This window comes from Microbacterium sp. HD4P20 (assembly GCF_019449275.2).
Taxonomy (GTDB): domain Bacteria; phylum Actinomycetota; class Actinomycetes; order Actinomycetales; family Microbacteriaceae; genus Microbacterium.
The window spans coordinates 451,927-475,711 of record NZ_JAHZQZ020000012.1 but is presented as its reverse complement, the minus strand read 5'-3'; the positions used below and the strand labels follow the sequence as shown (position 1 = coordinate 475,711).

Annotated in this window: 18 protein-coding genes, 1 tRNA gene and 1 pseudogene; 4 read left to right on the top strand and 16 right to left on the bottom strand. The window is 69.3% G+C overall.

Going from position 1 to position 23,785, the window contains the following annotated elements:
* Positions 1 to 11: 11 nt before the first annotated feature.
* The 11 genes and pseudogenes from K0817_RS07220 to gabT all read right to left on the bottom strand — a co-directional run.
* Positions 12 to 1,046 (bottom strand): annotated as a pseudogene (locus tag K0817_RS07220) (NAD(P)H-dependent flavin oxidoreductase); the annotation flags it as partial.
* Positions 1,047 to 1,488: 442 nt separating this feature from the next.
* Positions 1,489 to 2,181 (bottom strand): 50S ribosomal protein L1, encoded by a 693-nt coding sequence (rplA, locus tag K0817_RS07215; protein ID WP_219980686.1) that lies wholly within the window; start codon positions 2,179 to 2,181, stop codon positions 1,489 to 1,491.
* A 13-nt stretch (positions 2,182 to 2,194) separates the two neighbouring features.
* Positions 2,195 to 2,626 (bottom strand): 50S ribosomal protein L11, encoded by a 432-nt coding sequence (gene rplK, locus K0817_RS07210; protein WP_168911401.1) that lies wholly within the window; start codon positions 2,624 to 2,626, stop codon positions 2,195 to 2,197.
* Between the two features lie 96 nt (positions 2,627 to 2,722).
* Entirely contained in the window at positions 2,723 to 3,763 is a 1,041-nt protein-coding gene (gene nusG, locus K0817_RS07205) for a transcription termination/antitermination protein NusG (protein WP_219980685.1), read from the bottom strand.
* An 85-nt stretch (positions 3,764 to 3,848) separates the two neighbouring features.
* Positions 3,849 to 4,121: a preprotein translocase subunit SecE gene (gene secE, locus K0817_RS07200; protein ID WP_219980931.1), complete on the bottom strand. Its 273-nt coding sequence runs from the start codon at positions 4,119 to 4,121 to the stop codon at positions 3,849 to 3,851.
* Positions 4,122 to 4,212: 91 nt separating this feature from the next.
* A tRNA-Trp gene (locus K0817_RS07195) sits at positions 4,213 to 4,285 on the bottom strand.
* A 251-nt stretch (positions 4,286 to 4,536) separates the two neighbouring features.
* On the bottom strand, positions 4,537 to 5,901 hold the full coding sequence (locus tag K0817_RS07190; protein WP_219980684.1) for an NAD-dependent succinate-semialdehyde dehydrogenase: 1,365 nt from the start codon (positions 5,899 to 5,901) through the stop codon (positions 4,537 to 4,539).
* Between the two features lie 58 nt (positions 5,902 to 5,959).
* Positions 5,960 to 7,522, bottom strand: a complete 1,563-nt coding sequence (locus tag K0817_RS07185) for an APC family permease (RefSeq protein ID WP_374209533.1) — start codon at positions 7,520 to 7,522, stop codon at positions 5,960 to 5,962.
* Positions 7,519 to 8,412, bottom strand: coding sequence for a universal stress protein (locus K0817_RS07180; RefSeq protein ID WP_219980683.1), 894 nt, complete (start codon positions 8,410 to 8,412; stop codon positions 7,519 to 7,521). Before K0817_RS07180 ends, K0817_RS07185 begins: the two co-directional genes overlap by 4 nt.
* Positions 8,409 to 9,770, bottom strand: a complete 1,362-nt coding sequence (locus K0817_RS07175) for an NAD(P)/FAD-dependent oxidoreductase (RefSeq protein WP_219980682.1) — start codon at positions 9,768 to 9,770, stop codon at positions 8,409 to 8,411. Before K0817_RS07175 ends, K0817_RS07180 begins: the two co-directional genes overlap by 4 nt.
* A 174-nt stretch (positions 9,771 to 9,944) precedes the next feature.
* Entirely contained in the window at positions 9,945 to 11,318 is a 1,374-nt protein-coding gene (gabT, locus tag K0817_RS07170; RefSeq protein WP_219980681.1) for a 4-aminobutyrate--2-oxoglutarate transaminase, read from the bottom strand.
* A 102-nt stretch (positions 11,319 to 11,420) separates the two neighbouring features.
* Here gabT and K0817_RS07165 point away from each other — a divergent pair, with 102 nt between their 5' ends.
* Complete coding sequence (locus K0817_RS07165; RefSeq protein WP_219980680.1) at positions 11,421 to 12,962, top strand: PucR family transcriptional regulator; 1,542 nt, start codon at positions 11,421 to 11,423, stop codon at positions 12,960 to 12,962.
* Between the two features lie 430 nt (positions 12,963 to 13,392).
* Complete coding sequence (locus K0817_RS07160) at positions 13,393 to 14,793, top strand: FAD-binding oxidoreductase (RefSeq protein ID WP_219980679.1); 1,401 nt, start codon at positions 13,393 to 13,395, stop codon at positions 14,791 to 14,793.
* A 189-nt stretch (positions 14,794 to 14,982) separates the two neighbouring features.
* Here the strand turns inward: K0817_RS07160 and K0817_RS07155 are convergent, their stop codons facing one another.
* Entirely contained in the window at positions 14,983 to 16,461 is a 1,479-nt protein-coding gene (locus K0817_RS07155) for a helix-turn-helix transcriptional regulator (protein WP_219980678.1), read from the bottom strand.
* 230 nt (positions 16,462 to 16,691) lie between these two features.
* Here K0817_RS07155 and aceB point away from each other — a divergent pair, with 230 nt between their 5' ends.
* Positions 16,692 to 18,332 carry a malate synthase A gene (aceB, locus tag K0817_RS07150; RefSeq protein ID WP_219980929.1) on the top strand — a complete coding sequence of 547 codons (1,641 nt, stop codon included), beginning with the start codon at positions 16,692 to 16,694 and terminating at the stop codon, positions 18,330 to 18,332.
* 111 nt (positions 18,333 to 18,443) lie between these two features.
* The gene (locus K0817_RS07145; protein WP_219980677.1) at positions 18,444 to 20,039 is read left to right on the top strand and encodes an isocitrate lyase; all 1,596 of its coding nucleotides are present in this window, start codon (positions 18,444 to 18,446) and stop codon (positions 20,037 to 20,039) included.
* A 67-nt stretch (positions 20,040 to 20,106) separates the two neighbouring features.
* On the opposite strand, the gene K0817_RS07140 is transcribed toward K0817_RS07145, so the two are convergent.
* Genes K0817_RS07140 through K0817_RS07125 form a run of 4 tightly spaced genes read right to left on the bottom strand, consistent with a single transcriptional unit; the run spans position 20,107 to position 23,680 of the window.
* Complete coding sequence (locus K0817_RS07140; protein WP_219980676.1) at positions 20,107 to 20,739, bottom strand: response regulator transcription factor; 633 nt, start codon at positions 20,737 to 20,739, stop codon at positions 20,107 to 20,109.
* Entirely contained in the window at positions 20,736 to 21,947 is a 1,212-nt protein-coding gene (locus K0817_RS07135) for a sensor histidine kinase (RefSeq protein ID WP_219980675.1), read from the bottom strand. Before K0817_RS07135 ends, K0817_RS07140 begins: the two co-directional genes overlap by 4 nt.
* A gap of 24 nt (positions 21,948 to 21,971) precedes the next feature.
* Positions 21,972 to 22,805, bottom strand: a complete 834-nt coding sequence (locus K0817_RS07130) for an ABC transporter permease (RefSeq protein WP_219980674.1) — start codon at positions 22,803 to 22,805, stop codon at positions 21,972 to 21,974.
* A complete protein-coding gene (locus K0817_RS07125; protein ID WP_219980928.1) occupies positions 22,802 to 23,680 on the bottom strand; it encodes an ABC transporter ATP-binding protein in 879 nt (292 codons plus the stop codon). The genes K0817_RS07130 and K0817_RS07125 overlap by 4 nt, the downstream gene beginning before the upstream one ends.
* Between the last annotated feature and the right edge of the window lie 105 nt (positions 23,681 to 23,785).

Below are 23,785 nucleotides of genomic sequence, written 5' to 3'. Positions count from 1 at the left end.
CGGCATCCGGTTCAGCCGGGCAGTCCCGCCGCCAGTTCGGCGAACACCTCGGTCGCGTCCTCCCACGTCGCGAGCGCGGAAGCCTGGCCCGCCCACAGTGAGACGAGATCGCCGTCGCCGCGGCGGCCCGCCTCGGCGCGGAAGCCGCCGGTCAGCCAGTTCTGCGCGGGGAACGGGGCGATGACTCCCGCCGTCTCGATCGTCCGCATGGCACGATTCGGGATGCCGCGGGCCAGCCGCCCGCTCATGGCTCGCGTGAGCACCGTGTCGATGTCACCGGCGGCGGCGATCGCACGGCGGTGGGGCTCGGTCGCCGCTGACTGCCGGGTACGCAGGAAAGCGGTGCCCACCTGCACTCCCGAGGCCCCCAGGGCGAACGCGGCAGCAACGCCGCGGCGATCCGCGATACCGCCGGCCGCGATCACGGGCACGTCGACCGCGTCCACCACCTGCGGCACCAGCGCGAACGTGCCCACGAGCGAATCCTCGGCCGCGCGCAAGAACGACACCCGGTGACCGGCGGCTTCCGCGCCGCTCGCGACGACGGCATCCACTCCTCCTTCTGCCAACGCGACCGCCTCGGCGACCGTCGTCGCAGTGCCGATGATGCGGATGCCGCGGCTGTGCGCCGCGGCCACGATGCGCTCGGCCGGAACGCCGTAGACCACGCTGAGGACGGCCGGTGCCGCGTCCATGATGGCGGTCAACTGCGCATCGACGTCGGGCAGGAACTCGGTCGGTGGAATCGGGCGCGGCAGCCCGAGCTCCGTATAGAGCGGCGCGATCGCCTCGATCGCCGGGGCGAGATCGACCTCCGGCGGCGTCACCTCATCACCGGTGGGCAGCCACGCGTTCACGGCGAAGGGTCGCGCCGTCGCCGAGCGCAGTGCCGCGATGGTGTCGCTGATGCGGTCGGCCGAGTAGCCGTAGAGTCCGTACGACCCGAGTCCGCCGGCATCGCTCACGGCCGCCGTCAACTCGATCGACGACAGCCCGCCGAAGGGGCCGAGCACGATCGGAGCATCGATTCCGAAGAGGTCCTGGAGTGTCGCGGGCTTGGTCTGACGCTACTCCGGAACCCGCGGGCGCTGTCGACGTGTACCCGCCGCTGCACCGGCCGCGCCCCTCGCGCCTGCCCGACCCGCCCGACCCCGCCCGATCCCCGCCGACCCCGCCCGACCCCGCCGACCCCGCCGACCCCGCCCGATCCGCCCGACCCCGCCGACCCGCCCGACCCCGCCCGACCCCGCCGCCCCCGCCCGACCCTGCCCGACCCCGCGAATCGGATCCGCAGGCGCGGACCGCCACCGCAACACGCCGCGCCGCAGCATCCGCAACCGGCGTGTCACCCCAGCTCTCCGCACATGCGGATCCGATTCTGCGTACATCCGGCGCGGACAGCCACCCCGCCCCTAGCGAGCCCGCGCGGCAAAGCGGCAAACACGACAAAGGCCCCACCCGAAGGTGGGGCCTCTGCTCGAACGTGTGTCAGGCGATCGCGTTGACGTCCAGCGGGATGCCGGGGCCGAACGTGGTCGACACGGCACCCTTCTGGATGTAACGGCCCTTCGAGCTCGACGGCTTCAGCCGCACGATCTCTTCGAGAGCGGCCTGGATGTTCTCGTCGAGCTGCTCGGCCGAGAACGATGCCTTGCCGACGACGAAGTGCACGTTGGCGTGCTTGTCGACGCGGAACTCGATCTTCCCGCCCTTGATCTCCTCCACGGCCTTGGCCGGGTTGGGGGTCACGGTGCCGGTCTTGGGGTTGGGCATGAGGCCACGCGGGCCCAGCACCTTGCCCAGACGACCGACCTGGCCCATGAGCTCAGGGGTCGAGACGGCCGCATCGAACGCGGTCCATCCGCCGGCGACGCGCTCGATGAGCTCGGCGCCGCCGACCTCGTCGGCACCCGCGGCGATGGCGGCCTCAGCGGCCGGACCCGTCGCGAACACGATGACGCGGGCGGTCTTGCCCGTGCCGTGCGGAAGGATGACGGTGCCGCGCACCATCTGGTCGGCCTTGCGAGGGTCCACAGCGAGCTTGAGCGCGACCTCGACGGTCGAGTCGAACTTCGAGGAACCGGTCTGCTTCGCCAGCGCGACGGCCTCGGTCGGGGTGTAGAACTTGTCCGCCTCGATTTTGGCGGCAGCGGCCTGGAAGGCCTTGGACTTGGTTGCCATGATTCCTATCCCCTCAGTCCTCGACCGTGATGCCCATGGAACGGGCGGTGCCGGCGATGATCTTCGAGGCGGCCTCGATGTCATTCGCGTTCAGGTCGGGCTGCTTCGTCTCGGCGATCTGACGCACCTGCTCCTTGGTGAGCTTGCCCACCTTGGTCGTGTGCGGGGTCTGCGAGCCCTTCTGCACGCCGGCGGCCTTCTTGATGAGCTCGGCGGCGGGCGGGGTCTTCAGGATGAACGTGAAGCTGCGGTCCTCGTAGACAGTGATCTCCACGGGGATGACGTTGCCGCGCTGCGACTCGGTCGCGGCGTTGTACGCCTTGCAGAACTCCATGATGTTGACGCCATGCTGACCGAGCGCGGGCCCGATCGGCGGCGCCGGGTTGGCGGCACCGGCATTGATCTGAAGCTTGATCAGGCCGGTCACCTTCTTCTTCGGTGCCATTCTTGTTTTCCTTTCGTGCGAACCGGATGCCGGGGCATCCTGTTCTCCCGCAATTCCGGCCTTTCCGGACAGCGGTGGTCGGTGGGCGCTTTCGCGCTACAGCTTGGTGACCTGGTCGAACGACAGCTCGACCGGGGTCTCGCGCTCGAACAGCGACACGAGCACGGTGAGCTTGCCGCTCTCGGGCTTGATCTCGCTGATCGTGCCGGGAAGACCCGCGAACGAGCCCTCCTTGATCGTGATGGTCTCGCCGACCTCGAAGTCGACTTCGGCGGGGATGGCGCGCGCCGTGGTTGCCTGGCCCTTCTTGGCCGTGCCACCCTTCGCAGTGGCGACCTCCTTGACCTCGACGAGGCTCTTGAGCATGTTGAAGGCCTCTTCGAAGCGCAGCGGGGTCGGGTTGTGGGCGTTGCCCACGAACCCGGTGACGCCCGGCGTGTGGCGGACGACCGACCAGGTGTCTTCGTTGAGCTCCATCCGCACCAGCACGTAGCCGGGGATGCGGACGCGCGTGACCATCTTGCGCTGGCCGTTCTTGATCTCGACGACGTCCTCCATCGGGACCTCGATCTGGTAGATCTCTTCCTCGACCTCGAGCGTCGACTTGCGCTGCTCGATGTTGGCCTTGACCTTGCGCTCGAAGCCGGCGTACGAGTGGATGACGTACCACTTGCCCGGAAGGCTGCGCAGCTCGGCGCGGAACGCCTCGTACGGGTCTTCGTCCTCGTCTTCGCCGTCCTCGTCGGAGTCGTCGCCCTCGGAGACCTCGTCCTCGTCGCCGTTCACGTCGGGACCGTCGTAGGGCTCGACCTCGTCAGCGGCCTCGGCCTCGCGCTCGGCGACCTCCTCCGCGATGGAGTCGTTGATCACCTCGGCGGCGGCCTCGGTCTCGGCTGCCTCGTCCAGGTTCAGTGCGTCGTTCACGATCGCGTCGGCCTCCGGGTCGTCGATCTCGATGTCGTCCGTGTCGGTCTCGCCTTCGTCGCTGTCATCCACGATGTGGATCGCGACGTGCTCGGCGGCCTCGACCGACCGCTCCTCGGCGGCCAGCACGTTGCCCTCCTGGGCTTCGTCGTCCTCCGAGGACTGCTCGGCGGCGGTCGCCCAATCGGCGTCGTCGACATGTCTTTCAGTCACGTGAATTCTCTTCCGTTCCATCCGCGCTCGGACCCGCGGTCCGTCCGCGATGCGCTCCTCGATGCACTCAGGGAGCGCTCGGCGATCAGGCGCTCGGCACTCCGAAGACGTACGACGTGATCCACACGAACAGCACGTCCAGGCCGTAGACGATCGCCATCATGACCACGACGAAGCCGAGTACCACCGCCGTGTACTTCAGCAGCTCCTGGCGCGTCGGCGTGACGACCTTGCGAAGCTCGGCGAAGACCTGACGGATGAACAGGGCGATGCGAGCGAAGACGTTCGGCTTCTTCTCGCGGGGAGCGGTCGTTCCGTTTGCGGGGACGACCTCGCCCTTCGGCTCGTCCTGAACCATCGATGCCACCTGATTACCTTCCGTGAGTCGACGTGGGCCGACACACTGTCTTTGTCAACCGCCGGCATGTCACCGGCGTCGCGCTGACGCGCAGGGCGGACAGGAATCGAACCTGCAACCTGCGGTTTTGGAGACCGCTGCTCTGCCAATTGAGCTACCGCCCTAGAGACCCGGAGGTCTCGGGAAACCCGCACTCTTCCCCGTCACCTGAGCGAGAGGGGCCTACCCGGTCGACGGGCACGGCGAAAGAATGCAGACTTCAACTGCACGATCCAGTGTACGGCATGCCCGCAGACCCCGCGAACTGGCCCGCCCGCTCGGACCGCCTCGCGCAGCTCGCGCCGAGCCGTCGCAAACGGCTGCCGCGTACGAGCGCGAGCGGCCATTCGCGACGCTTCGACGACGAGCGAACGCCTCACGGCGCGGTGCGGATGAGCTTCTTGTTGACGAACTCGTCGGCCGCCAGCAGGCCCATCTCGCGCGAGGTGCCGGACCGCTTGACGCCGCCGAAGGGCAGCTCGGGCGAGTCCGCGAGCACGGTGTTCACGTAGACCATGCCGGCGTCGATCTTGTTCGCGATGCGCTCTGCCTGCTCGGGGTCGGTCGTGTACACGTACGAGCCGAGACCGAAGGCGGTGTCGTTCGCGAGCTGGACCGCTTCGTCCTCGTCCGCCACCTTGTAGACGACACCGGCGGGGCCGAACAGCTCCTCACGGTAGACGTCCATGTCGGGCGTGACATCGGTGAGCACGGTCGGCTCGTAGAACGCGCCGTCGCGCGTTCCGCCGGCGACCAGACGCGCACCCTGCGCGACGGCACGGTCGACCTGCTCCTGCAGACGCTCGGCGGCGGCGACCGACGACAGCGGGCCCAGGATGGTGTCGTCGGCGAACGGGTCGCCCATCTTGCTCTCGGTCATGGCGGCCGTGAACTTCTCGAGGAAGTCCTGGTACAGCCCCTCCTGCACGATGAAGCGCTTGGGTGCGTTGCAGGACTGGCCGTTGTTGTCCATCCGAGCCTCGACGGCCGCCGCCACGGTGGCATCGAGATCGTCGGTGGACAGCACGATGAAGGGATCCGAGCCACCGAGCTCGAGGGCTACCTTCTTGAGGTGCTGGCCGGCCAGCGACGCGACGGCGGATCCCGCGCGCTCCGAACCGGTCACCGAGACGCCCTGCACGCGGCGGTCCGCGATGATCGTCGCCGCCTGCTCGTTGGTCGCGTACACATTGGTGTACACGCCGTCACCGAGTCCGGCATCCGCGTACATCTTCTCGATGGCCGCCGCCGACTCGGGGCACTGCGGAGCGTGCTTGAGCAGGATGGTGTTGCCGACCACGACGTTGGGGGCGGCGAAGCGGGCCACCTGGTAGTACGGGAAGTTCCACGGCATGATGCCCAGCAGCACGCCCAGCGGCGACCGGCGGATCACCGCGGAGCCCTCGCCCAGGATGTCGATCGGCTGGTCGGCCGTGATCTTCTCGGCGTTGTCGGCGTAGTACTCGGTGATGTCGGCGGCGAAGTCCACCTCCGCCAGCGCCGCCGACAGCGGCTTGCCCATCTCGCGCACGATGATGGCCGCGAGCTCGTCCCGTCGCTCGCGGTGCAGCTCGGCGACCCTGCGGATGCCTGCGGCCCGCTCCGCCACCGGCAGATCGCGCCACGTCCGGAAGGCGGCATCCGCTCGCGCGATCACGCCCTCGAGCGCGTCGTCGGCGATGGTGGGGTACGTGGCCAGGGTCTCGCCCGTTGCGGGGTTGACGACGGCGTAGTCGCTCATGGTGTTGTCTCCGATCGGGGTGGGTGTTTCACAGGTTGCCGCTCCGCCAGTCTGCTCCTCAAGAGCGCCGGCGTCGAAGGCTTTCGGGGGCGTCCATACCGAGTGTCTCGCCGCGGAAGAACGCCGGACGCTTGACGGCCTGCCAGAACATGATGACCACGCCCACGAGGATGACGGTCACGCCGAGCACGAACACCAGGCCGATGCCGCCGATGCTCGACCCGCTGCCGTAGTCCGGGTCCATCGAGTCGAACAGCGTCGTCACGAACAGGACGGCGAGGATCGCGCCGCCCACCAGCGGGCTGAGGAAGGTGAGCAGGAACGAACGCACCGAGTCGAACCACTGCTTGCGGAAGTACCACACGCACGCGAACGCGGTGAGCCCGTAGTAGAAGCAGATCATCATGCCGAGCGAGATGATCGTGTCGGTGAGCACGCTCTCGCTGATCAGCCGCATCACGGCGTAGAACACCGACGCGACGACGGCGGCCACGATGGTCGCATAGCCCGGTGTGAAGAATCGAGGGCTCACCGAGGCGAACTTCGGCGGCAGCGCCCCGTAGTGGCCCATCGCCAGCAGAGTCCTGGCCGGTCCCACCGCTGTGGACTGCAGCGACGCCGCCGAGCTCGACAGCACCGCGAGCGAGACCAGGAACGCCAGCGGCCCGAGCACGGGGTCCGAGAGGGCGAAGAACACGTTGGCCGAGATGTCCTCGTTGCCCAGGCCGTACTCGCCCGTGCCGACGCCGGCGAACATGATGAGCCCGATCGAGATCATGAGGTACAGGCACACGATGAGAGCGATCGTCACCGTCGCGGCGCGACCCGGGGTCTTCTCGGGGTTCTTCGTCTCCTCGTTCATCGTCAGGACGACGTCCCAGCCCCAGAAGATGAAGATCGACAGCGACAGACCCGCCGCGAACGACGAGAACGAGTCCACCGCGAACGGGTTCAGCCACGCCCAGTCGAAAGCCGTCGGCTCGACCGCTTCGCCGTTGACGGCCTTGACGATCGCCGTCACCGAGAACAGCACGAGCACGACCACCTGAAAGCCCACGAGCACGTACTGGAACTTCTGCGTCGTCTGCATGTCGCGGTACGAGACGAGCGTCGCGCCCAGCATGAACAGCAGACACACCGCGACGTTGATGAAGGGGTTGAACGCGAGGTCGGCGATCGCGGGCTGCCGCGTCAGCTGTGCGATCAGCAGAAAGAGGAACTCGACCGCGATGCCGGCGAGGTTGGACAGCACGATGACGGTGGCCGCGACCAGGCCCCACCCCGTCATCCAGCCGATCCAGGGTCCGAACGCGCGCACGCCCCACGTGAACGACGTGCCCGAGTCGGGCATCGCCCGGTTGAGTTCACGGTAGCCGAGGGCGACGAGCAGCATCGGGATGAACCCGACGAGGATGATGGCCGGCACCTGTACGCCGACGGCGGAGACGGTCGGGCCGAGGGATGCCGTGAGCGTGTACGCGGGCGCGATGGTCGAGATGCCGATCACCACGGCGCCGATCATGCCGACGGTTCCGGCGCTCAGGCCCTTCTTCGACAGCTCGCCGGTGGGCGGAGCGGATGCCTCGGCCACCGGCATCCGCGAATCCTGGGCAGCACTCATTGCTGCGCTCCGTTCTTGCTGTCGTGATCACGCGTGCGGGGCACGACGACCATCGGGACGGGCAGCTCGTGCAGCATCTTCGCCGCGGTCGAGCCGAGAAAGAGTCGGCGCGGCTGCGCCAGTCGGCTGGAGCCCACGACGGCGAGTTCGCCGGGCTGCCAGTCCAGGTGGGCGACCGCGTCTTCGATGCTGTCGCCACGTGCGACGACCACCTCGGCCTCGATGCCCGCAGGGAGCGCTTCGAGCGCCCGCGTCAGCACATCGTCGGCGTGGGCGGCGCCGGCGATACGGATCACGCCGGTGTCCACGCTCGCCGGCAGGTCGACGGACACGAGCGACAGCAGACGCAGCTTGGCGTCGGTGGCCGCGGCGAGCGCGATGGCCTCGTGCATCAGCGCGTCGGCGCCGGGGCGTGTGCCGACGGCCGCGGTGATCCGCGTCACCGCACCGGCGGCGCTGCGACGCGAACCCTCCGGGGCGAGCACAACGGGCACGTCGGACGAGTGCAGCAGCTCGTTCGCGACGGTGCCGAGGCGGTGCCGGCCACGCAGTCCCCCATTGGCCGCGCCGACGACGATGTGAGAAGCGCCCAGTTCGTCGGCGAGCGCGATCAGCCCCTCGGCGAACGAGTCGGCGAACCGTACGTGAAAGCTGCGGGCCGTGGCATCCGGAATCCCTTTCGCCGCCTCGGTGAGCCAGGACTCCGCCTGCTGCTGCAGGTAGCGGTCATAGCTCGCGTCGGGCGGTGTGATGACGCTGCGCTGGTCCGAGGGGAGCACCACGACGAGGTCGACGGCGGATCCGGATGCCGCGGCCAGGCGCGCGCCGACGGCCACGGCATCGGCGCCCGCGTCGGTGGCGGTGTATCCCACCACGATGCGGCCGGTCATCGGTGGGCCTGCTCGACAATGGCGGCCGCGACGAGCCGGCCCATGCGGATGGCACCGTCGACGTGCTGGTAGCCGGCTCCGGCCATGTCGCTGCAGGCGAAGTGGATCGGGCCGACGGGGGTGCGCAGGTCGGCGCCGTAGCGGGCGAGCCCGCCGAGGTCGAAGCTCGCGGCGTACGCGCCGCGCGTCCACTCCTCGGCACCCCAGTCGCTCTCGAAGTACACGACGGGCTCGAGAGCCTCGGGTCCGTAGTAGTGCGACAGCGACTCGAGGATGCGCGCCTTGCGCTCCTCGGCCGACACGCGGAAGAGGTCGTCGGCATCGCGATCCGACACGAAGCCGACGAGCGTGCCCCGCTCGTCGCCGTGGTTGGTGTTGTCGTAGGCCTCGTGCGCGGTCTCGTACGGGCTGAATGCGGTGCCCGACAGGCCCTGCTCACGCCAGAACGGGCGGTCGTACACCGCGTGCACCTTGATGACGAAGCCCATCGAGATGTGCTGATGCATCTGCTGCTTCAGGCGGGGCAGCGCCGGCGTGAAGTCGATCCAGGGATAGAGGATCGGCGCGTGGGCGAGGATCGCGAAGCGCCCGCGCACGGTCAGGCCGCCGTCGGTGAGCACGGTGACTCCGTCCTGGCCCCACCTGATCGTGTGCACGGGCTGCTCGAGCAGGACGTCGTCGCCCAGGCGCTCGGCAAGCAGCAGCGGCACCTGCTGCAGACCGCCGATGACGCGCTCGTCGAGGATGTAGTCGGCGTCGACCAGATGACTGAAGCTGCCCGCGCTCGCAGCCATCAGCAGCGCCTGCAGCGCCGAGAAGGCGTACGCGGGCTTGGTGAGCATCGCGCCGGCGATGAAGAGGGCGATGTTGTCGCGCGCCTCCTGGTCGTCGGTCTGCTCCTCGAGCCACGCCTCGAACGAGATGCGGTCCAGGGTCTCGGCGTCCGGGTGCTCCCAGGGCCGGTCGGGATCGACCTGGGCGACCATGTCGTCGAGCAGGTCGATGAGGCGCACGATCTCCTTCTCGGTCTCGGCCGCCACCGGGAAGATCTCACCCGTGAACCGCCGGCGCTCACCGTCGCGACCGATGTAGACCGAGTCGCCTTCGCGGTATCGGCGGTAGGTCTCGAGGCCGAGCTCGGCGATCGTCTCTTTCAGCGCCTCCTGGTCGGGAGACACCCATTGGCCGCCGATCTCGAGCGTGGCGCCGTCTACGACGTCGGTCCACAGCCGGCCGCCGACGCGGTCGCGAGCCTCGAGGACGACGACCGAGAGGCCGGACTTCCTCAGCTCGTTCGCGGCCGTCGTGCCGGCGGCGCCGGCACCGACGATGACGACGTCTCGGGTGATCTCGGTCACTTTCAACTCCTTTGTCAGGTTCCGCGCTGCCAGGTTCCGCGCTGCACCGAACGCGGTGCGAGCCGGGCGGCGGCATCCATGTCCCGAATTCCCTCACATAAGCGCTTCACATCGCCGCGAATCGGGACATGCAGTCGAGGGATCGGGACACGACGGGAGGGGGATGGCTCCGGCTCAGGCCGAGGCGAGCGCCGCGGCAACGACGCCCAGGCCCTCGTGGAGCAGGTCGTCGGGGATGGACAGCGGTGGCAGGAAGCGGATCACGTTCCCGTAGGTGCCGCACGTGAGGACGATGACGCCCTGGGCGATGCAGGTCTTGGCGACGGCGGCGGTGAGCGCGGCATCCGGCTCCCCCGTCGCCGGGTCGACGAACTCGGCGGCCATCATCGCCCCGTGGCCACGCACGTCGCCGATGCGGGGGTCCGCGGCCTGGAGCGCACCGAGGCGGTCGGTGAGGATCGCGCCGATCTCGCGGGCGCGCTCGATCATGCCGTCGTTCTCGAACACGTCGATGGCGGCAAGCGCCGCTGCGCACGCGATGGGGTTGCCGCCGTAGGTGCCGCCGAGGCCGCCCGTGTGGGCGGCATCCATGATCTCGGCCCGGCCGGTGACCGCCGCCAGCGGCAGCCCGCCCGCGATGCCCTTGGCGGTCGTGATCAGGTCGGGAACGATGCCGAACAGGTCGCTCGCGAACATCTCGCCCGTGCGGGCGAAGCCGGTCTGGATCTCGTCGGCGATGAACACCACGTCGTTCGCCCGGCACCAGTCCACGATCGTCGGCAGGAAGCCGTCGGCGGGGACGATGAAGCCGCCCTCGCCCTGGATGGGCTCGATGATGACGGCCGCGAGGTTGTCGGCACCGACCTGCTTCTCGATGACCGAGATCGCCTTCTTGGCGGCCACCACCCCGTCGAGGCGGTCGCGGAACGGGTACGACAGCGGCGCGCGGTAGATCTCCGACGCGAAGGGGCCGAAGCCGCTCTTGTAGGGCATCGACTTCGCGGTGAGGGCCATCGTGAGGTTGGTGCGGCCGTGGTAGCCGTGGTCGAACGCGACGACGGCCTGCTTGCCGGTGAACTTGCGGGCGATCTTGACCGCGTTCTCGACGGCCTCGGCACCGGAGTTGAACAGCGCGCTCTTCTTGGCGTGCTCGCCCGGGGTGATGCGGTTGAGTGCCTCGGCGACGCTGACATACGACTCGTACGGCGCGATCATGAAGCACGTGTGGGTGAACTGGGCGACCTGCTCCTGCACGGCGGCGACGACCTTCGGGTGCGCGTTGCCGATCGTCGTGACCGCGATGCCCGAGCCGAGGTCGATGAGCGAGTTGCCGTCGGCGTCGACGATGACGCCTCCTCCCGCGGCCACCGCGTGCACCGCGGCGGTGTGACCGACGCCGGCGGCAACGGCCTGCGCCTTGCGGTCGATGAGCTCCTGTGAGCGAGGACCCGGGATGCTGGTGACCAGGCGGCGCTCCTGCGGCAGGCCCGGCCCTCCCAGGGGCGTGTTGACGACAGTGTCGGGGTGTTCGGCAGCGATGGCGCTCATGACGGCGAGCGTATGTGGACCGTGCGGACGGTCGCACCGTCCTGCCTGTACATTCTCTGTAGCCAGCTATACGAGACGTACACCGAAGGATCGCCGAGGATCATGGACGCCGCCGACGCCCCCACGCTGCGCGCGTTGCTCGCCCGCCGCGACCTGGGCCTCCTTCTCGCCGACCAGGACGGCCTCGAGCCCGGTGCCCTGGACCGGCCCATCCGCTGGGTGCACAGCACGGATCTCGCCGATCCCACGCCCTTCCTCTCGGAAGGTCTCGTGCTGCTGACCACCGGAACCCAGTTCCCGCACGGCGCCGAGCCCGACGACCCCGAGGTATACCGCGCGTACGTGCGGCGGCTCGCCTCGCGCGGCGTCGTGGGACTGGGCTTCGGCACCGAGGTCGCCCGCACCGGGATGCCGCCGGCACTCGTGGCGGCATGCCGTGACGAACGGATGCCGCTGTTCGAGGTGCCCTACCGCACGCCCTTCATCGCCGTCGCCCGCGCCAACGCCGAGGCGATCGCCGCCGAGGCGTACGCGCGGCGCAGCTGGGCGCTGGCCGCCCAGCGGGCGATCGCCCTGGCCGCACTGCGGCCCGACGGGCTGGGCGCGACCGTCGCCGAGCTCGCGCGGCAGCTCGACGCCTGGGTGGGCATGTTCGACGCGGCGGGTGAGCTGTCGCGAGAGCATCCCGTCGGTGCTCTCGACCCCGACACCGCCGAAGGCCTGCAGCGCGAGGTCACCGGGGTGCTGCACCGTGGGGCGCGCGCCGGCTCGTCGCTGCGACTGGGCAAGACCCCGTTCACCCTGCAGACGCTCGGCCGCGGCGGACACCTGCGCGGCGTCATCGCCATCGCTGCCGGCGACCTCGACCAAGAGGGTCGCGGCGTGGTGACCGCCGTCATCGCCATGGCGGGGCTCGCGCTCGAGCAGCAGCAGGGCCTCAGCCGCGCGCGCGCCGCGCTGCGCACGGGGCTGCTGCAGACGCTGCTGAGCGGCGACCCCGGGCTGGCGCGTCGCATCTCGCGCGATCTGTGGGGACCGCTGCCCGCCGCGCCGGTCGTGGTGGCGGTGACGGATGCCTCGGCGGCCCGCGCCGACGCCATCGCCGAGCTGCTCGAGCTGCGGGTGGAGGAGAACCGCGGCGGCCTGTTCTTCGGGCGCGGCGACGACGGGCTGGTGCTCGTCGTCCCCGCCGGGGGACTCGGAGTCGTGCGCGAGGTCGCGGAGCGGTTCTCGGTTCGCCTGGGGCTCTCGGACCCGACCGGCTACGACGACATAGCGGGTGCGCTCGGCCAGGCACGGGCCGCGCGCGATCGGGGCACTGCGCCGGTCACCGCGTTCGCCGACGTGTCACGGACCGGGGTGCTCTCCGCGCTGGGAGAGCATGCCCGCACGCTGGCACGTGCCGACCTCGCACCGCTCCTCGAGCACGACACCGCGAACGGCACGCACCTGCTCGACACGCTGCGGGTGTGGCTCGACGAGGACTGCTCGCACGAGGCATCCGCACAGTCCCTCGGTGTGCACCGGCACACCGTTCGCACCCGGCTCGCGCTGGTCGAGCGCGTTCTGGGGCGCGACCTGTCGTCGTTCGCGACGCGTGCCGAGCTCTGGGCCGCGCTGCGCGCCCTCGACCCTCCCGCCTGACCCCCTCGCCCGCCGCGCCTCTCGCCTGACTCCCCTCTCCCGCCGCCCCCGCCGCTCCCCGCTCGCCCCCCATCTCGTCGAGAACGTACGGTCTCGGCGAGGACGCATGCTGCCGCCACCGCGCACATACGGTCTCGGCGAGTACATACGGTCTCGGCGGGTAGGCGAACTGTTCACGTCGAGGACGCACGATTTCATCGAGTGTCCCCCATCTCGTCGAGTACGTACTGTCTCGGCGAGGACGCATGCTGCCGCCGTCGCGCACATACGGTCTCGGCGAGGACGTACGGTCTCGGCGAGCAGGGGCGGGACGGGATAGACGTACGGCCTCGGCGACCGGGGGCGGGGCGGGACAGACGCGCGGGATCCGTCCGGCATTCGCGACAGATCGAACGGATGCCCCGGCCCGCGCCCGCGGGAGGATGGGCGCATGAGCGAGACCGGGACGAGCGGCGTTCGCAACGGGGACGTGTCGTGGTGGTGGCGCGACCTGGGCGGAACGCCGGCGCCGCGCGCTCCCCTCGCGGGCGACCTCGACGCCGACGTCGCCATCGTGGGCGGCGGGTACACCGGACTGTGGACGGCGTACTACCTCAAGAAGGCACAGCCCGACCTGCGGGTCGTCGTGCTGGAGCAGCGGTTCGCCGGGTTCGGAGCATCCGGTCGCAACGGCGGCTGGCTCACCAACACCGTGACCGGCGGGCGCGAGCGATACGCCGAGTCCCATGGCCGCGACGCCGCAGAGGCGCAGCAGCGCGCGCTCAACGACGCCGTCGACGAGGTCATCGCCGTCGCGGCGCGCGAGGGCATCGACGCCGACATCGTCAAGGGCGGCGAGTTCGGTGTGGCGCGCACGCCGGCTCAGCTCGCGCGCCTGCACGCCGCCGTCGCCGGGGAGCAGTCCTGGCGCTACACGGATGTGGAGTTGCTGGATGCCGCGGCCACAGCATCCCGCATCCGCATCGCGGGCGCGCTCGGCGGGGTGTGGCATCCGCACTGCGCACGGGTGCATCCTGCGAAGCTCGTGCGCGGGCTGGCCGCGGTGGTCGAGCGGCTAGGCGTGCCGATCTTCGAGCAGACCCGCGTGCGCGAGATCGCACCAGGGCGAGCCGTCACCGACCACGGCACCGTGCGAGCGACGCACGTGCTGCGGGCGACCGAAGGCTTCACCGCCGACCTGGCCGGCCAGCACCGCACGTGGCTGCCGATGAACTCATCGATGATCGTGACCGAGCCCCTCCCCCGTGCCTTCTGGGACGGCGTCGGCTGGGACGGCCGCGAGACGCTCGGCGACTTCGCCCACGTCTACATGTACGCGCAGCGCACCGCGGACGACCGCATCGCGTTCGGCGGGCGCGGGGTGCCCTATCGCTACGGATCACGCGTCGACACCGATGGCACCACGCAGCAGCGCACGATCGCATCGCTTGCCGGATTGCTGCACGACTTCTTTCCGGATCTCTCGAATGTGCCGATCGCGCACGCCTGGGCCGGCGTGCTCGGTGTGCCGCGTGACTGGTCCGCCACCGTCGGCCATGACCCCGCCACCGGCCTCGGCTGGGCGGGGGGCTATGTCGGCACCGGCGTCACGGCGACGAACCTCGCCGGGCGCACACTCGCCGATCTCGTGCTCGAGCGCGACACCGAGCTCGTGCGGCTCCCCTGGGTGGGGCACCGTGCGAAGCGATGGGAGCCCGAGCCGCTGCGGTGGATCGCCGTGAACTCGATCTACACCGCGTATCGGATGGCCGACCGGATCGAGGCATCCGGTTCGTCCTCCCGCACCGCGTGGCCTGCGCACCTCGCCGACGCGGTCGCCGGCCGCCACTGACCCGCTTCCGCACCCCTCACACGGCTGCCGCGGCTTCTTGCGGTCGCGGGGACTTGCCCGAAACAGGTGTTCTGGCGAGCCCAGGCCCGCACCGGCGCCTTGCCGCATGCGTGCGGCAGAACACCTGCCTCGGCAAAGAGGTGGCGAGCCGGCGGGCAGCCGGCGGGCCGAGGCGGAACCCCGACCGGGTCAGCGCGGGGCGTGGGCCTCGAGGAACTCGTACACGTCGGTGGTGTCGACGCCGGGGAAGGCGCCGGTGGGCAGGGTCGCAAGCAGCGTTCGCGGCGTCCGGACGTTGGGCCACGAGTTCTCGCGCCACGCGGCCTCGAGGTCGGCCGGCGCCCGCCTGCAGCACACCTCGACCGAGTGCTTCGAGACTCCACGGTTCGGGGTGTCGCGTCCGAGGAACCACTTGGTGTCGTCGAACCGCACCCCGACCGACACCGAGTGGGCCCCTTCGCTCGACAGCTCGACGCGGGCGGTGCACCAGTACGTGCCGTTGCCGGTGTCGGTGTACTGGTAGTACGGGTTGAAGTGGTCGTCGACGTCGAAGACCACGCGCGACGTCCACCGCCGGCAGCACATCTGACCCTCGATCGAGCCGAGGCGATCGGTCGGGAAGTTGACGTCGTCGTTCTCGTACGCCTTCGTGATCGTCCCGGATTCGTGCACCTTGAGGAAGTGCACCGGGATGCCGAGGTGCACGGTGGCCAGATTGGTGAAGCGGTGCGCCGCGGTCTCGTACGAGACCGAATAGGCGTCGCGCAGATCCTCGATCGAGATCGCGCGATCCTTTTTGGCCTCCTGCAGGAACGGCACCGCGTGCGATTCGGGGATCAGCAGGGCTCCGGTGAGGTAGTTCGTCTCCACCCGCTGGCGCAGGAACTCGGCGTACGACGTCGGCTCGCGGTGGCCGAGGATGCGGCTCGACAGCGCCTGCAGGACCGCCGTGCGCGGGTCGCCCTTCGACGCGAGGCGGCTCGAGAGATACAGCCTGCCGTTCTTGATGTCGGCGACCGAGCGGGTGGTCTGGGGCAGGTCGGGCACATAGTGCAGGGTGAATCCCAGATGAGCGGCGATATCGGATGCCGTGCGCTGAGTCAGCGGTCCACCGGGGTGGTCGACAGCCTCGAGCAGGGCACGGGCCTGATCCTCGAGCTCGGCGAAGTAGTTGTTCTGCGTGCGCATCAGCCGGCGAAGGGCGACGTTCGCGCGACGGGCCTCCTCGGGCGTGGCGGCCCGCTCGTCGCGCAGGCGCTCGATCTCGCTCTGCAGGGCGAGCATCGCCTTCAGCGCCTCGGTGGGCACCGTCTTGCCGATACGGAAGGGCGGGATGCCGAGCGCCTGGAAAGTCTGACCGCGCATGGCCCGCTCCAGCGAGATCTCGAGCGTCGCGCGCTCGTCGAGCGGCTCGGACTCCAGCAGCGCGTCGATGGATGATCCCAGCGCGCGTGCGATGGCCTGAAGCAGCGTGAGCTTCGGCTCGCGCCGGCCGTTCTCGATCATCGACAGCTGGCTCGGCGCACGGTCGACCGCTGCGGCGAGCTCTTCGAGCCGCATGCCGCGGTCGCTGCGCAACTGCCGGATTCGTCGGCCGATCGTGAGGGCGTCCACACCCTCATCGTCGGGGAGTTCTGCCCCGGTGCGATCGCTCAGAGTCGTCGTCATGGCCCGATTCTGTCACGAAAGCAGAACTTTCGTGAAACTTCACACCGGCATCTGTCGGGATCGGGACGAATCTTCACCGGATAGTGGAACCACGACGAACCGCCGATTGATCCAGAACGCGGATCACGGGACACCTCGATCCGGCGCACACGCCGGGGACGCGGCATCCCCCGACTCTCCAGCACTGGTCATAGGAAGACAGAGAAATGACACCTGCAACCGCCACCCCGATGCGCACACGCACCGGTCCCATCCCGACGCAGACCCACGAGCCGTCGATCGAGGTCTCGGGGCGCCTCGGCCCTCGGTACGGCGAGATCCTCACCCCCGAGGCGCTCGCGTTTCTCACCGAGCTGCACCACCGCTTCGGCGCCCGTCGCCACGACCGTCTCGCCGACCGCATGCGCCGCCGGTTCGAGATCGGCAACGGCCACGATCCGCAGTTCCGCGACGACACGCGCCACATCCGCGACGACGCCGAGTGGAAGGTCGCCGGTGCCGGCCCGGGCCTCGAGGACCGCCGTGTCGAGATCACGGGGCCGACCGACCCCAAGATGACGATCAACGCGCTGAACTCGGGCGCCAAGGTGTGGCTGGCCGACCAGGAGGACGCCACCAGCCCCACCTGGGAGAACGTCATCGAGGGCCAGCTGAGCCTGCGCGACGCGATCCGCGGCGAGCTGGAGTTCACCAGTGCCGACGGCAAGCGATACGAGGTCACGGCGACCGAGACGCCGACGATCGTGATGCGGCCGCGCGGGTGGCACCTGCCCGAGCAGCATCTGAGCTTCACCGACCGCACCGGCCGCACGATGGCCGCGTCGGGCTCACTCGTGGACTTCGGCCTGTACTTCTTCCACAACGCGCAGCAGCTGATCGCGAACGGGCGCGGGCCGTACTTCTACATCGCCAAGCTCGAGTCGAGCGAAGAGGCGAAGCTGTGGGACGACGTCTTCACGTTCAGTGAGCGCTACATCGGGATCCCGCACGGCACCATCCGCGCCACGGTCCTCATCGAGACGCTGCCGGCGGCCTTCGAGATGGAAGAGATCCTGTTCGAGCTGCGGGATCACTGCGCCGGCCTGAACGCCGGGCGCTGGGACTACATCTTCTCGATCATCAAGAACTACCGCGGGCGCGGCGCGCGCTTCGTGCTGCCCGACCGCAGCGAAGTGACGATGACGGTGCCGTTCATGCGCGCGTACACCGAGCTGCTCGTGAAGACGTGCCACAAGCGCGGGGCTTTCGCGATCGGCGGCATGAGCGCCTTCATCCCGAACCGCCGCGACCCCGAGGTGACGCAGCGGGCGTTCGAGAAGGTCGCCGCCGACAAGAAGCGCGAAGCCGGCGACGGATTCGACGGCACGTGGGTGGCGCACCCCGACCTCATCCCGGTAGCACGCGCCGAGTTCGATGCGGTGCTCGGCGAGCATCCGAACCAGCTCGACCGGCAGCGCCCCGAGGTCGAGGTGGGGGCCGCCGACCTCATCGACGTGCACATCGGCCGGCCGATCACGGCGGCCGGAGTGCACGGCAACGTGTCGGTGGGGATCCGTTACATCGAGGCGTGGCTGCGCGGCTTGGGCGCCGTCGCCATCGACAACCTCATGGAGGATGCCGCCACGGCCGAGATCTCACGGTCGCAGGTGTGGCAGTGGATCCACCAGGACCGCACCACGGAGGACGGAACCCCCATCACCCGCGAGTACATCGAAGGACTGATCGCGCAGGTGCTGGGCGAGGTGGACCGCCGCGACGGCGACCGCTTCGACGACGCCGCCGCGGTGTTCCGCGAGGTGGCGCTGGGCAACGACTTCCCTGCGTTCCTGACACTGCCCGCCTACTCGCGCTTCCTCGTCGAGATCGAGTAGCGCGTCATCCGTGTCCCGATTTCCGCCGTATGAGATCGCTCTTTCGGCGGAAATCGGGACACGAAGCCCAATATTCGGGACACGAAACCCCTCACCGCAAGGACACCAACAATGACTGCGTACCAAGACGACATCGAAGCCATCCGAACTCTCAAAGAAGAGCACGGCGCCAGCTGGGCTGGGATCAATCCCGAATCCGCTGCCCGCATGCGGGCGCAGAACCGGTTCCGGACGGGACTGGAGATCGCCCAGTACACGGCTGACATCATGCGCCGCGACATGGCGGAGTACGACGCCGACTCATCGGTCTACACCCAGTCACTCGGCGTGTGGCACGGCTTCATCGGGCAGCAGAAGCTGATCTCGATCAAGAAGCACTTCAAGAGCACCGAGAAGCGCTACCTCTACCTGTCGGGGTGGATGGTCGCCGCGCTCCGCTCGGAGTTCGGTCCCCTCCCCGACCAGTCGATGCACGAGAAGACCTCGGTGCCCGCTCTCATCACCGAGCTCTACACCTTCCTCCGTCAGGCGGACACCCGTGAGCTGGACCTGCTCTTCACCCAGCTCGACCAGGCGCGTGCCGCCGAGGACGACACGGCGGTCGAGTTCATCCAGTCCCAGATCGACAACTACGAGACCCACGTCGTGCCGATCATCGCCGACATCGACGCCGGTTTCGGAAACCCCGAAGCCACGTACCTCCTCGCCAAGAAGATGATCGAGGCGGGCGCCTGCGCGATCCAGATCGAGAACCAGGTCTCGGACGAGAAGCAGTGCGGTCACCAGGACGGCAAGGTCACGGTCCCGCACGAGGACTTCCTCGCCAAGATCAACGCGGTCCGCTACGCATTCCTGGAGCTCGGCATCGACAACGGCATCATCGTCGCCCGCACCGACTCGCTCGGCGCCGGACTCACGCAGAAGCTCGCGGTCTCGAGCGAACCGGGTGACCTGGGCGACCAGTACAACGCGTTCCTCGACGTCGAGGAGATCTCCGAGGCCGAACTGAACGACGGCGACGTGATCATCCGCCGCGAGGGCAAGCTGCTGCGCCCGAAGCGCCTGGCCAGCAACCTGTACCAGTTCCGGCCGGGCACCGGCGAGGATCGCGTCGTGCTCGACTGCATCACCTCGCTGCAGAACGGGGCCGACCTGCTGTGGATCGAGACCGAGAAGCCGCACGTCGAGCAGATCGCCGGCATGGTCGACCGCATCCGCGAGGTCGTCCCGAACGCGAAGCTGGTCTACAACAACAGCCCCTCGTTCAACTGGACCCTCAACTTCCGCCAGCAGGCCTACGACCTGCTCGTGGAGCAGGGCGCGGATGTCTCGGCGTACGACCGCAGCGACCTGATGAGCGTCGACTACGACGACACCGAACTGGCGCGGCTGGCGGACGAGAAGATCCGCTCGTTCCAGCGTGACGGTTCGGCTCGCGCGGGCATCTTCCATCACCTCATCACCCTGCCGACGTACCACACGGCGGCTCTGTCGACCGATGATCTCGCCAAGGGCTACTTCGGCGACGCGGGCATGCTCGCCTACGTCAAGGGCGTCCAGCGCCGCGAGATCCGCGGGGGAATCGCCACGGTCAAGCACCAGAACATGGCCGGCAGCGACATCGGCGACAACCACAAGGAGTACTTCGCCGGCGACGCGGCCCTCAAGGCCGGCGGCAAGCACAACACGATGAACCAGTTCGGCTGAGTCGCCCCCATCAGCGGACGCACCGATGACGGATGCCTCGGACCGATGGTCCGGGGCATCCGTCATGTCACTTCAGCAGGCCGCGTTCCATCGCGAGGGTCACGGCGCGCGTGCGGTCGGCGACGCCGAGCTTGTCGAACACCTTCAGCAGGTGCGTCTTGACCGTGGACTCGCCGATCCCGAGGGCGACCGCGATCTGCTTGTTGCTGTGGCCGGTGGCGACGAGGCGAAGCACCTCGGTCTCGCGGGGAGTGAGCACGACGGATGCCTCGGGCCGCCGCATCCGCTCCACGAGCCGCACCGCGACCTGCGGTGACAGCGCGGACTGCCCGGCGGCGACCGAGCGGATGCCCGCGACGATCTCGGCCCGCGGAGCCGCCTTGAGGAGGTACCCCGAGGCTCCTGCCTCGATCGCGGCGAGGATCTGGTCGTCGGACTCGTACGTGGTGAGGATCAGCACGCGGGGCGGCGGGTCCCCCGCCTCGCCGCCGGCGATCCGGGCCGTGGCCGCCACTCCGTCCACGCCCGGCATGCGCAGGTCCATGAGCACGACGTCCGGACGCGTCGCCGTCGCCAATCGCACCGCCTGTTCGCCGTCGGATGCCTCGGCCACCACCTCGAACCCCGGTTCGTCCGACAGCAGCCCGGCAAGGCCGGCGCGCACGACGGGATGATCGTCCACGATGAGCAACCGGATCACGACGGTGCCTCAGTGCGGAAGTCCTCGATCGGCCGCCGGGTGTCCGCCGTGTGGAGCGGCAGACGCACCCTGACGGTGGTGCCCGAGCCGGGGGCGGACCGGACCTCCAGTTCGCCGCCGGCAAGCGCGACGCGATCTCCCATGCCGTCGATACCGAACCCCGTCCTCATGTCGGCGGGATCGAACCCGCGCCCGTCGTCTGCGACCTCCAGCGTCGCGACCGCGTCGTCGCCGTGCACGGTCACAGCGACGACCGTCGCCTGGGCGTGCCGCCCGACGTTCGACAGCGCCTCCTGCAGGCACCGCAGAAGAACCACCTGCCGGTCGCGGTCGAGCATCTCGGCCGCGCCGTCGACGGTGACGTCGATGGCTGCTCCTATCTGGGCCCGGAAGCGCTCGGCCAGCCGTTCGATCGAGGCGCCGAGGGCCGCCCCGGCGGGCACCGCTGCGGTGCGGGCGACGAGCGCGCGGGCCTCGGCGAGCGCGTCCCGAGCCACCTGTTCGACGGTCGACATCGTCTCGGCCGCCGCATCCGCGGCGCCCTCCCGGGACAGGCGCGCAGCGCGCTCCGCGAGGATCACGAGGGCAGCAAGACTCTGCGCGAGCGTGTCGTGGATGTCACGCGCCAGCCGCTCGCGCTCCTCTGAGGCGCCGCGCTCGTGGCCCAGAGCGCGTACCTCCGACTGCGCGGCCGTCAGTTCGTCGAGCAGGCGGGCCCGCTCGTCGCCGTACTCCGCGATGCCTGTGATCCACAGGCCGAGCGCCGACGCGAAGACGAAGGAGAATCCGGTCGTCGCCAGCCCTGCGAGGATCGCTCCGACGCTGAATCCGCCGCCGATCATGTTGCCGATCAGGACCGCGGCGGCGATCACCGCGGATCCGATGATGCCGCGACGCCGCGAATCACCCAGGACCCACGCCATCGGATAGGCGAGCGCCTGCAGGATGGCGAGAAACCCGGATGCCGCGACGCCGACGGCGAGGATGACGGCGAGGACAGCCAGGAACCAGGAGAATCTGGCGCGAGAGGCCGCGACGCCGATCGTCGGGCGAGCGATGAACAGGTAGGCGAGGACGAACCCGGCGATCGCCGCATAGGCGATGATCCGTTCCACCTCGTCCACCGGGACGAGTCCGAACGCGATCGCGGCGGCGGTCGCCGCCGACCCGGCGACGACCGCGACATCCCACCAGCGCTTCTGGAGCATTCGTCTCCTGTCCCTTCGGTGAGGCTACGCGCTGCGGCGGATCCACCGGAAGGTGAGGAGCGAGATGATCAGACCCACGACGAGCCAGATCCCGAGGGCCGCTGCCACACCCGCCAGATTCCACTCCCCGCCCTGCTCCAGCGCCGCGTACGCATCGGGGAGGAACACCGCGCGCATGCCCTGCGCCATCCACTTCAGCGGGAAGAGCGACGCGATGTTCTGCAGCCACTCCGGCAGTTGCCAGAACATGAGGTACACGCCCGAGATGAACTGCAGGACCAGCCCGATCGGGATGACCACCGCGGTCGCGCTCTTGGCCGTCCGCGGCACCGACGACAGAGCGATGCCGAGCAATGCCGACGTCGCGATGCCGAACACGAAGACCCCCGCGAAGGTCAGCCACTGCGTCGGCTCGGTGGGCAGGGGCACGCCGAGCGCGATCCCGGCGACCGCGAGCAGCACCGCCGCCTGAAGCACGCCGGTGACGAGCACCTGCCCGATCTTGCCGAGGAAGTAGCTCACCGGGGAGAGCGGCGATCCCCCCAGTCGCTTGAGGGTCCCGTCCGCTCGCTCCATTGCGATGTCCATCGCGAGATTCTGAAAGCCCGAGAGCAGGAGCCCGGCGGCCATCATCCCCGGCAGGTAGAGCTGCGCCATCGACAGGGCGGGGACGCCGGGCGCCATCTGCACGTCGCCTTCCGCGCCGAACGCGACGCTGAACAGGCCCAGCATGAATACCGGGAACAGGAACGTGAAGAAGAGCGTGTCGCCCGACCGGAAGTACTGTTTGACCTCGAACTGCGCCCGCCACAGACCGGTCGAGAGCATCCCAGGCAACCGGATCGCTGTCGTACTCATCGCACTGTCTCCTTTGCCTGGGCTGCCGTGCCCGATGCGGTCGCTACCAGTTCCAAATAGATGTCTTCGAGGCTGGGCCGGACGATCTCGAGCCCCTCGGGCTCGTGCCCGAGCCGCGCGCCGAGCTCGCCCACGAAGGCGAGGGGCGCATCGGTGCGCTGCTCGCGCAGCACGCCGTTCTCGTGCCACCGGATCAGCGGCACCCGGGCCGCCGGTCCGCCGAACGTCTCGACCGGCCCGACCGCCCGTAGCCGGCCCGCGGCGATCACCGCCACGCGGTCAGCGAGCTGCGCCGCTTCGTCGAGGTAGTGAGTCGTGAGCAGGATGGTCGTGCCCTCCGCTTTGAGGCCGCGGATAAGTTCCCAGAACTCTCGACGCGCCTCGGGATCGAAGCCGGTCGTGGGTTCGTCGAGGAACAGCAGGTCCGGTCGGCCGATGATGCCCATCGCGACATCGACACGACGCTGCTGACCGCCCGACAGCTTCGATGTGCGCGTCTTGGCCTGCGCCTCCAGTCCCACGGCGGCGATCACCTCGTCGACGTCGCGCGGGTTCGGATAGAAGCCCGCGAACTGCCGAAGGTTCTCGCGAACCGTGAGCAATCCGCTCTGACCACACGTCTGGAGCACGATGCCGAGGCGCGCCTTCCAGTCGAGTCCGCCGAGAGCGGGGTCCACCCCGAGCACGCTCACCTCTCCGCCGCTGCGACGGCGGTACCCCTCGAGAATCTCGACGGTCGTCGATTTGCCTGCACCGTTCGGCCCGAGGAGGGCAAACGTCTCGCCGCGCGCGATGTCGAAGCTCACGTCGTCAACGACGGCCCGGCCATCGTAGGTCTTCCGCAGGTTCCGCACCTGCACCGCTGAATTCTGCATGATTCCAGCGTCCTGCCCGGGAAGCGCCGCGGGCAGCCGTCGTCCGCAGGAGGCGGCATCCCCCATTCGGTGGAGGGCGGCGTGGACCGGCCTTGCTCCCGGACT